At 43.9% G+C, this 8,008-nt stretch carries 6 protein-coding genes and 1 pseudogene; 6 read left to right on the top strand and 1 reads right to left on the bottom strand.

Going from position 1 to position 8,008, the window contains the following annotated elements; translation table 11 throughout:
- Positions 1–292 (bottom strand): annotated as a pseudogene (locus tag AOQ29_RS07950) (beta-1,6-galactofuranosyltransferase); the annotation flags it as partial.
- A 129-nt stretch (positions 293–421) separates the two neighbouring features.
- Here AOQ29_RS07950 and AOQ29_RS03595 point away from each other — a divergent pair.
- The 6 genes from AOQ29_RS03595 to AOQ29_RS03570 all read left to right on the top strand — a co-directional run bounded on the left by AOQ29_RS03595 (position 422) and on the right by AOQ29_RS03570 (position 8,000).
- Entirely contained in the window at positions 422–1,870 is a 1,449-nt protein-coding gene (locus tag AOQ29_RS03595) for an ABC transporter substrate-binding protein/permease (protein WP_061993170.1), read from the top strand.
- Positions 1,867–2,616 carry an amino acid ABC transporter ATP-binding protein gene (locus AOQ29_RS03590; RefSeq protein ID WP_061993169.1) on the top strand — a complete coding sequence of 250 codons (750 nt, stop codon included), beginning with the start codon at positions 1,867–1,869 and terminating at the stop codon, positions 2,614–2,616. Before AOQ29_RS03595 ends, AOQ29_RS03590 begins: the two co-directional genes overlap by 4 nt.
- Before the next feature lie 72 nt (positions 2,617–2,688).
- The gene (locus AOQ29_RS03585) at positions 2,689–4,098 is read left to right on the top strand and encodes an ABC transporter substrate-binding protein/permease (RefSeq protein WP_061993171.1); all 1,410 of its coding nucleotides are present in this window, start codon (positions 2,689–2,691) and stop codon (positions 4,096–4,098) included.
- A gap of 57 nt (positions 4,099–4,155) precedes the next feature.
- Positions 4,156–5,184, top strand: a complete 1,029-nt coding sequence (locus AOQ29_RS03580) for a competence protein CoiA (RefSeq protein ID WP_061993168.1) — start codon at positions 4,156–4,158, stop codon at positions 5,182–5,184.
- Positions 5,185–5,254: 70 nt separating this feature from the next.
- Complete coding sequence (pepF, locus tag AOQ29_RS03575) at positions 5,255–7,051, top strand: oligoendopeptidase F (RefSeq protein ID WP_061993167.1); 1,797 nt, start codon at positions 5,255–5,257, stop codon at positions 7,049–7,051.
- Positions 7,052–7,070: 19 nt separating this feature from the next.
- Complete coding sequence (locus AOQ29_RS03570) at positions 7,071–8,000, top strand: NAD(P)-dependent oxidoreductase (RefSeq protein WP_061993166.1); 930 nt, start codon at positions 7,071–7,073, stop codon at positions 7,998–8,000.
- Positions 8,001–8,008 lie beyond the last annotated feature (8 nt).

Genomic DNA, 8,008 nt, shown 5'->3' with positions numbered 1-8,008 from the left:
ATAAGATGTATTTAGCACCGCGGGCTTGAATGCTGGCCTGCCACTCGGCCTCGAAGTCGGCACTCATATAGGTCGGAAATTGGTGGACAACTAGGTCACCGGTTTTGATATCGAACAGCCAGTCGTTAATCTTAGCTGTTCGGTCAGCGGCAGAGAACCGTTGGTCATTGTATCGGGCAATGGCTAGACGTGAAAACCCTGACTGGCAGGCGATCTCAGCATAGTCGGCCTTGGCTTTTAAAGCACCGGCCGGCATCCAAGGTTCGATTGTGTGGCTAATCCAATTTGTCATAAGGCCTATTATACCAGAGAGAAAAAGCTGCTCCGGACTAGACCAGTGATGTAATGAAAACTGACATATGTTATTAAATCAAAGTTAATTTTTGCTACAATAGGACTAATATTGAATAAAGAGGTTATTATGAAAAATAGACTAATGACTTTGGTGACAACTGTGGTCGCAATCTTAGCATTGGGAACCGGTCTTGCCAAGTCCGCCAATGCGAGTGAACCCCACTATATTATCGCCACGGATGCTACTTATGCACCCTTTGATTTCCAAGATAAAAATAATGAGTACGTTGGAATTGACCAAGACATCTTAGCTACAATCGCTAAGCGGGAAGGCTTTACTTATACATTAAAGCCAATGTCTTTCAATGCAGCGACTCAAGCGGTTGCTTCATCACAGGCTGATGGGGTTATCGCTGGAATGTCAATCACGGACGCCCGTCGTCAGGTCTTTGATTTCTCAACGCCTTATTATCGGAGTGGAATTGGCTGGGCAACAGCCAAGAACTCAAAAATTAAGTCATTGTCAGACTTGAAGGGTAAGACGGTTGCATTGAAGACTGGTACTGCCGGAGCCCAATACGCTGAATCAATCAAGGACCAATATGGTTTCAAGATTACTTATTTCTCTGATTCAGATACATCATACCGAGATGTGATCAATGGCAACTCAGCAGCAACCTTCGGTGACTTGCCAGTTTTGCAATATGCTGTTAAGAATGGTACCAAGCTGACTGTTCAAAATCCAAAGGACCCATTCAACGCCGGTGATTATGGCTTTGCCGTTAAGAAGGGCGACAGTGCTGCTTTGCTTGCTGCTTTTAATAAGGGTTATGCCGCCATCAAAAAAGATGGAACTTATGACAAGATTGTTAATAAGTATTTGGATGCTAAGGCCTCAACCTTCACGGGTAGTGCCGCATCAAACAATTCCGTCTGGGGTATCTTGACTTCTAACCATTCCGCTTTCTGGTCTGGTTTGAAGGAAACATTGTACTTAACGGTTGTCGGGATCGTTTTGGCCTCACTTTGGGGAATGTTGCTTGGTGTAATGGGTGTGGCAAAGTCAAAGTTCTTGCGTGGCTTGTCAACAACCATCATTTACCTCTTCCGTGGAATGCCAATGCTAGTTTTGGCCTTCTTTATCTATATTGGTTTGCCGGCAGTTTCGGGAACTAAGATTTCTGCTTTCTCAGCCGGAATTTTGACTTTGGTCTTAAACGAAGGAGCCTATACTGGAGCCTTTGTCCGTGGAGGATTTAATTCCGTTGATGATGGTCAAATGGAAGCGGCTCGTTCATTGGGCTTGTCACATGCTAAGGCAATGCGTAAGGTTATCATTCCGCAAGGTTTGAAGTTGATGGTGCCATCATTCATTAACCAATTCATCATTACTTTGAAGGATACGTCTTTGCTTTCAGCAATTGGTATCTTAGAATTAACACAAACAGGAACATTGATTGTTACCCGAAACTCACAGGGATTCCGTGTGTGGGCAATCATTGCTGTGATATACTTAATTGTAATTACGTTACTTACTTGGTTGAGTAACTGGGTTGAAAAAAGGACACGATCATGAGTGAAGAAAAGAAAGTGAAAGTACACGTCGATAAGGTTAATAAGTCATATGGCGATAACCATGTTTTGCGTGACATTTCATTAGACGTAGCAGACAACGAAGTTGTCGTAATGATTGGCCCTTCCGGTTCGGGAAAGTCAACATTTTTGCGGATGTTAAACCAATTGGAAACACCTAATTCAGGGTTGATTCAAGTTGACGGTTTTGACATCTCAGATTCAAAGACAGATATCAACAAGGTTCGCGAAAACATCGGAATGGTGTTCCAGAACTTTAACCTCTTTAATAACTATACTGTTTTGGAAAACATCACTTTGGCACCTGTGCAATTAGGCAAGATGACCAAAGAAGAAGCCATTACCCGTGGTAAGGAATTACTAGAAACAGTTGGTTTGTCTGATAAGGCCGACAAGTCTGTTAATTCATTGTCAGGTGGACAAAAGCAACGTGTTGCTATTGCCCGTGCCTTGGCGATGGACCCTGATATTATGTTATTTGATGAACCAACATCTGCCTTGGACCCTGAAATGGTTGGGGATGTTTTGGACGTTATGAAGGACTTGGCTAAGTCTGGAATGACAATGATTATCGTGACACACGAAATGGGCTTTGCTAAGCAAGTTGCTGACCGTGTTGTCTTCTTCGAATCTGGTAAGATTCAAGAATCTGGTGCCCCTGAAGAAGTCTTCAACGCACCAAAGAATGAACGCTTGCAATCATTCTTGTCAAAGGTTATGCAAGCCTAAATTTAATTTTTACAAAGAGTAGGAAGAAAAAATACCATGGTCAACAGACGAATGAAACCGATTTTGTTGGTGATGGCCTTTTTCTTGGGCTTAATTGCCTTTGGAAATCGTGCCAGCGCCGCAGAGCCCAATTATGTAATTTCAACTGATGCAACTTATGCACCCTTTGATTTTCAGGACAAAAATAATCAGTATATCGGAATTGACCAAGATATCCTCAAGGAAGTTGCCAAGCGTAACCACTTTACCTATACGTTAAAGCCAATGGCCTTTAACTCGGCCGCCCAAATGGTTGCCAACGGTCAAGCGGACGGAATTATTGCTGGAATGGCCATCACTGACGAGCGAAAGCAAGTCTACGATGTTTCTGACCCTTACTACAACACTGGGGTTGCTTGGATTACTAAAAAGGGTTCCAAATTAACATCACTTTCCGACTTGAAGGGCAAGACTGTTGCTTTGAAGTCTGGAACAGCTGCTGCTAATTATGGTCTTTCATTGCAAAGTAAGTATGGTTTCAAGGTTAAGTACTTTAACGATACAGATACGATGTATAACGACGTGGTCAACGGTAACAGTGCCGCGACCTTTGAAGATATGCCTGTTATCCAGTACGCCATCAAGAACGGCTTGAAGCTCCAAGTCCAGAATGCAAATGACTTGGGTAATGCTGGTGCCTATGGTTTCTTCGTTAAGAAGGGCCAGAATCCACAGTTGATTAAGGCCTTTAACTCAACCTTGAAGGAAATGAAGGCTGACGGTTCTTACCAAAAGATTGTTAATAAGTATTTGAAGTCAGATCAAAAGACTTTCACTGGAAGTGCTTCTGATAACGACTCAACGTGGGGAATCCTGAAGTCAAACAAAAAGTCAATTTGGAACGGTTTAGTTGAAACAATTAAGTTGACGATTTTTGCCATTATCTTGGCATCATTGTGGGGCTTGATTCTTGGAGTCATGGGCGTTTCACAATCGAAGTTCTTGCGAGGCTTATCAACAACAATTATCTATACCTTCCGTGGTTTGCCATTGATGGTTTTGGCCTTCTTTATCTACATCGGCTTGCCCGGTGTTCTGCATACGAAGGTGCCAGCATTTACGGCCGGTTTGTTGACGTTGATTTTGAATGAAGGAGCCTATACGGGTGCCTTTGTTCGCGGTGGCTTTGAAGCCGTCAACGTTGGTCAAATGGAAGCAGCCCGGTCACTTGGCTTGCCTTATGGTAAGGCCATGGCTAAGGTCATCGTACCGCAAGGTTTGAAGATTATGGTGCCATCATTTGTTAACCAATTCATCATTACCTTGAAGGATACTTCCATTCTTTCAGCCATTGGTATTTTGGAATTGACGCAAACCGGTACCTTGATTGTTGCTCGTAACTCACAAGGATTTAGAGTTTGGGCCATCGTTGGTGTCATTTACTTGATTCTGATTACGCTTTTGACTTGGTTATCGAACTGGCTTGAAAAGCGGTTAAACTAATTTATTTTATTGAGTATTTAAGGCTCCTATTTCGTTAAATGAAATAGGAGCCTTTTTATGTTGATTGCAGTTAGTCAAACAAATGAATATTATCCAGCTAGTCGGGCTAGCAAGAAAGAAAAATATTTTTGTCCAGCTTGCCGACAAGGTGTTGTGCTACGGCGGGGAGGCCATAACGTTGACCATTTTGCCCATCAAAGCAAAGTAACCTGCACTGGTGGTTTGGCTGAGGGGGAGAGCCTCAATCACTTACTTGGCAAAATTGCCTTGGCAGAGTACTATCAAAAATATGGTAAGGTTCAGATTGAACCAATACTTGGGAAGATTCAGCAGCGGCCTGATTTGGTGTTAAGGCGTTTGGATAACTCACCCTTGGCGATTGAATACCAATGTTCGCCATTGGGTGCCCAGCGGTTGGCTGAGCGGAATTTTGGTTATCAGAGCCTGGGCTATGATGTCTTGTGGGTACTGGGCCCAGAATACTATCACCGTCATTTATCGACAGCCTTAATTTGCCGGTATTGGCGGAATGGCCAAATCTGTTTTTATTTGCCGAAAGAGAAGCATTTTGTAGTTTTCAGTAATTTCTATAAAATTGATTTTCAAAGGGTACGGTTTCACCGCCAAATTTTCGCAAATCCAGCCTTTGAACAGCTGATACCAACTATGGTGAGTGGGCCGATAGACGAAGGAACGCCAGATTTTGTTCGTCAGCGTGCAAAGCTGACTTTGCTACTAGCACAAAAACGAGTTGATGTAGACCTAGTGGCTTATCTTTATCAAAAAGGCTGGCGGTTAGATCAAATTCCTACTTGGTGTCTTTTAGGACGACAATTTGGCCTGGTGGTTCCGAACTGGCATTTACGGTTAGTTTTGATTTTGTTGCTGATGAATTCTGCAAAGAAATGTCTTGCCATATCGGCTTTAAACCAGCGCTTAGAACGATACTTTCATCCGAATTATCAGAAGGACTGCAGGCAGGTTGCTTTAGTTAATTTGTATCAAGAACTTGAGAAAGTTGGTGGAATTAAGGTAATTGATGGGCAAATTATTGTTAAAAAACTACCTAGTTTTGTATCAGAATAAAATGGCTATGTTAAAATGAATGAAAACGACAAGGGGGCGCCTTTAGCACATAAATAAAGGCAATAATTGTATGGCACAAATTACACGAGAAGAAGTTCCAGCCGAGTTGACTTGGGACTTAGGCGCGATCTTTGCAGACGACCAGGCCTATCAGGAAGCCTTTGCTGACTTGGAGGCGAAGCTACCTACGTTGGACCAATACGTTGGTCATCTGGGTGATTCAGCACAGACATTACAAGCTGGTTTAGAAGCCGATTTGGCAATCGAACGAGCTTTTGAAAAGCTATATGTTTACGCCCACCAAAAATTTGATCAAGATACTTCAAACAGTACTTACGCGGGCATGAACGCCCAGGTTCAAGACCTATTAGCCAAGGTTAGTCAGGCAACTGCCTTTTTCCAACCGGAAGTTTTGGCGGTTGACCAGGAAACCCTAAAAGGTTACTTGCAAGAGCCTGGATTGAAGCCTTACCAACACTTCTTCGACGTCTTATTGGCCGAAAAGGCCCACACCTTACCAGCTGACCAAGAGGCCTTGCTAGCTGGAGCATCAACAGTCATGTCATCGGCTGAGCAGACTTTTTCTGTTTTGGATAATGCCGATATCGATTTTGGCGATGTGATGGATGAAGATGGTAATGTTCAAGAATTAACCAACGGCCTCTATGCGATGATGTTGCGGTCAAAAAATCCTCAGACTCGTCGAGAAGCCTTTGAGACTTTGTACGATGCTTATATGTCTTTGAAAAACACCTTCGCTTCAACTTTGTCAGCGACGGTCAAAAAGCATAACTTCCTGGCTAAGACTCGCCACTACAATTCAGCCAAGGAAGCTGCCGTGCTTTCCAACCAGATTCCGACGGCCGTTTATGACACTTTGACTGACCGTGTTAATAAGAACCTACCATTGTTACATCGCTATGTGGCTTTACGTAAGCATGTCTTGGGGTTGAGTGAATTACACTCTTCTGATTTGTATGTTGCTTTGGTCGACGAAGTTGATTTGCCAGTGACTTATGCCGATGCTCAAAAGATTGCTTTGAAAGCCTTGGCTCCATTAGGTGAGGACTACTTAGCGGTTGTTCAAAAGGCTTTTGACGAGCGCTGGATTGACGTTGTTGAAAACAAGGGTAAGCGGTCAGGAGCCTACTCAGGTGGGGCCTATGACACCAACCCTTATATCTTGTTAAATTGGCAAGATACCTTGGACAATGTCTATACCTTGGTTCATGAAATGGGTCACACGGTTCACTCATACTTGACCCGTCACAATCAGCCATACCACTACGGCGATTATCCAATCTTCTTGGCTGAAATTGCCTCAACGACCAATGAATCCTTGTTGACGGATTACTTGCTGAAGGCCTATCCAGATGATCAACAAGTCCAAGCTTACGTCTTGAACCAATACCTCGATGGTTTTAAGGGGACGGTTTTCCGTCAAACTCAGTTTGCTGAATTTGAAGCCTGGATTCACGACCAAGACGCCGCTGGTCAACCATTGACTGCAGAAGTGATGGCCGATTACTATGGTGACTTGAATGCCAAGTACTACGGTCCTGACCTTGAGACAGACCAAGAAATCGCCTACGAATGGACTCGGATTCCGCACTTCTACTACAATTTCTATGTTTACCAGTACTCAACTGGTGAAGCAGCCGCAACAACTTTGGCACAAAACATTTTGACCAAGGGCGAAGCAGACCGCTATAAGGACTATTTGAAGGCTGGTAACTCTGCTAGCCCGCTCGATGTTATCAAGAAGGCCGGAGTTAACATGGCCGAAGGTGAGTACCTAGACCAGGCCTTTGCCGTCTTTGAAGACCGGTTGAACCAATTGGAAGCTTTGCTTGGACAAAGCAAGTAAGAAAGGGAATTAATAGCTCATGAAAAAAGTTTTAGTATTTGATGGAATTGACCAAAGCGTTTTGCCTGCTTTCACTAAGGCGGGGTATGAAGTGATTTCTAATCCACAACAAACGGCAGCAGACTTTCCCGGTGACCCGGACGTGGTTGGAATTGTCTTGATGATGTATCCAATTGATGGTGCTTTGCTTGATCGTTACCCTAACTTGAAAGTAATTGCCCGCTACGGGGTTGGTTACGACAATGTTGACTTACAAGCAGCTGCTGACCATGGTGTCGTTGTTACCAACACACCAGGAGCCAACGCTGTGGCTGTTGCTGAAACTGCAGTGACTTTGATGTTGATGGCTGGTCGTTTGTTTGAAGCAACTCGTGATGCTTTGTCTGACCCAGCTGCTAAGGAATATGTTTCTGGTAAGAATGGCCAACAAGTCTCTGGTAAGATTGTTGGAATCCTTGGTTTTGGAAATATTGGTCAGGCTTTAGCTAAGTTATTGACTGGCTTTGGCGTTCATGTTTTGGCTTATGCCCGTCATGACCGTGATGTTCCTAATGGTCGGATGGCTTCTCTAGATGAAATCTTTGAACAGGCTGATTTCGTGGTTTCAACCTTGCCTGCCACTGAAAGTACGACTGGCATGATTGACCAGGCAGCCTTTGATAAAATGAAAGACTCAGCTGTTGTTGTTAACGTTGGTCGCGGACCGGTCATTGATGAACCGGCCTTGATTGCTAGCTTAAAGGCCGGCAAGATTGCGGCGGCCGGTTTGGATGTTGTGAATGAAGAACCCGTTAGCGTTGATAACGAGTTAATGCACTTGCCAAACGCCTTTGTTTTGCCTCACGTGGCGGCTAAGTCAAAGGAAGCATTGCATGAAGTTGGTAAGATGGCTGTCGGGGATGTTTTGTCGGTTTTGGCTGGTAAAGGCACGGACCACCAGGTTAACTAAATTAATTT

This window comes from Fructobacillus ficulneus (assembly GCF_001047075.2).
GTDB lineage: Bacteria > Bacillota > Bacilli > Lactobacillales > Lactobacillaceae > Fructobacillus > Fructobacillus ficulneus.
Note: the sequence above shows the minus strand (reverse complement) of the source record. Positions and strands in the feature narration are given on the sequence as shown.

Coding starts and splice junctions, on each gene's coding strand:
- AOQ29_RS03595 (WP_061993170.1), top strand. CDS start 422: ATGAAAAATAGACTAATGACTTTGGTGACAACTGTGGTCGCAATCTTA.
- AOQ29_RS03590 (WP_061993169.1), top strand. CDS start 1,867: ATGAGTGAAGAAAAGAAAGTGAAAGTACACGTCGATAAGGTTAATAAG.
- AOQ29_RS03585 (WP_061993171.1), top strand. CDS start 2,689: ATGGCCTTTTTCTTGGGCTTAATTGCCTTTGGAAATCGTGCCAGCGCC.
- AOQ29_RS03580 (WP_061993168.1), top strand. CDS start 4,156: ATGTTGATTGCAGTTAGTCAAACAAATGAATATTATCCAGCTAGTCGG.
- pepF (WP_061993167.1), top strand. CDS start 5,255: ATGGCACAAATTACACGAGAAGAAGTTCCAGCCGAGTTGACTTGGGAC.
- AOQ29_RS03570 (WP_061993166.1), top strand. CDS start 7,071: ATGAAAAAAGTTTTAGTATTTGATGGAATTGACCAAAGCGTTTTGCCT.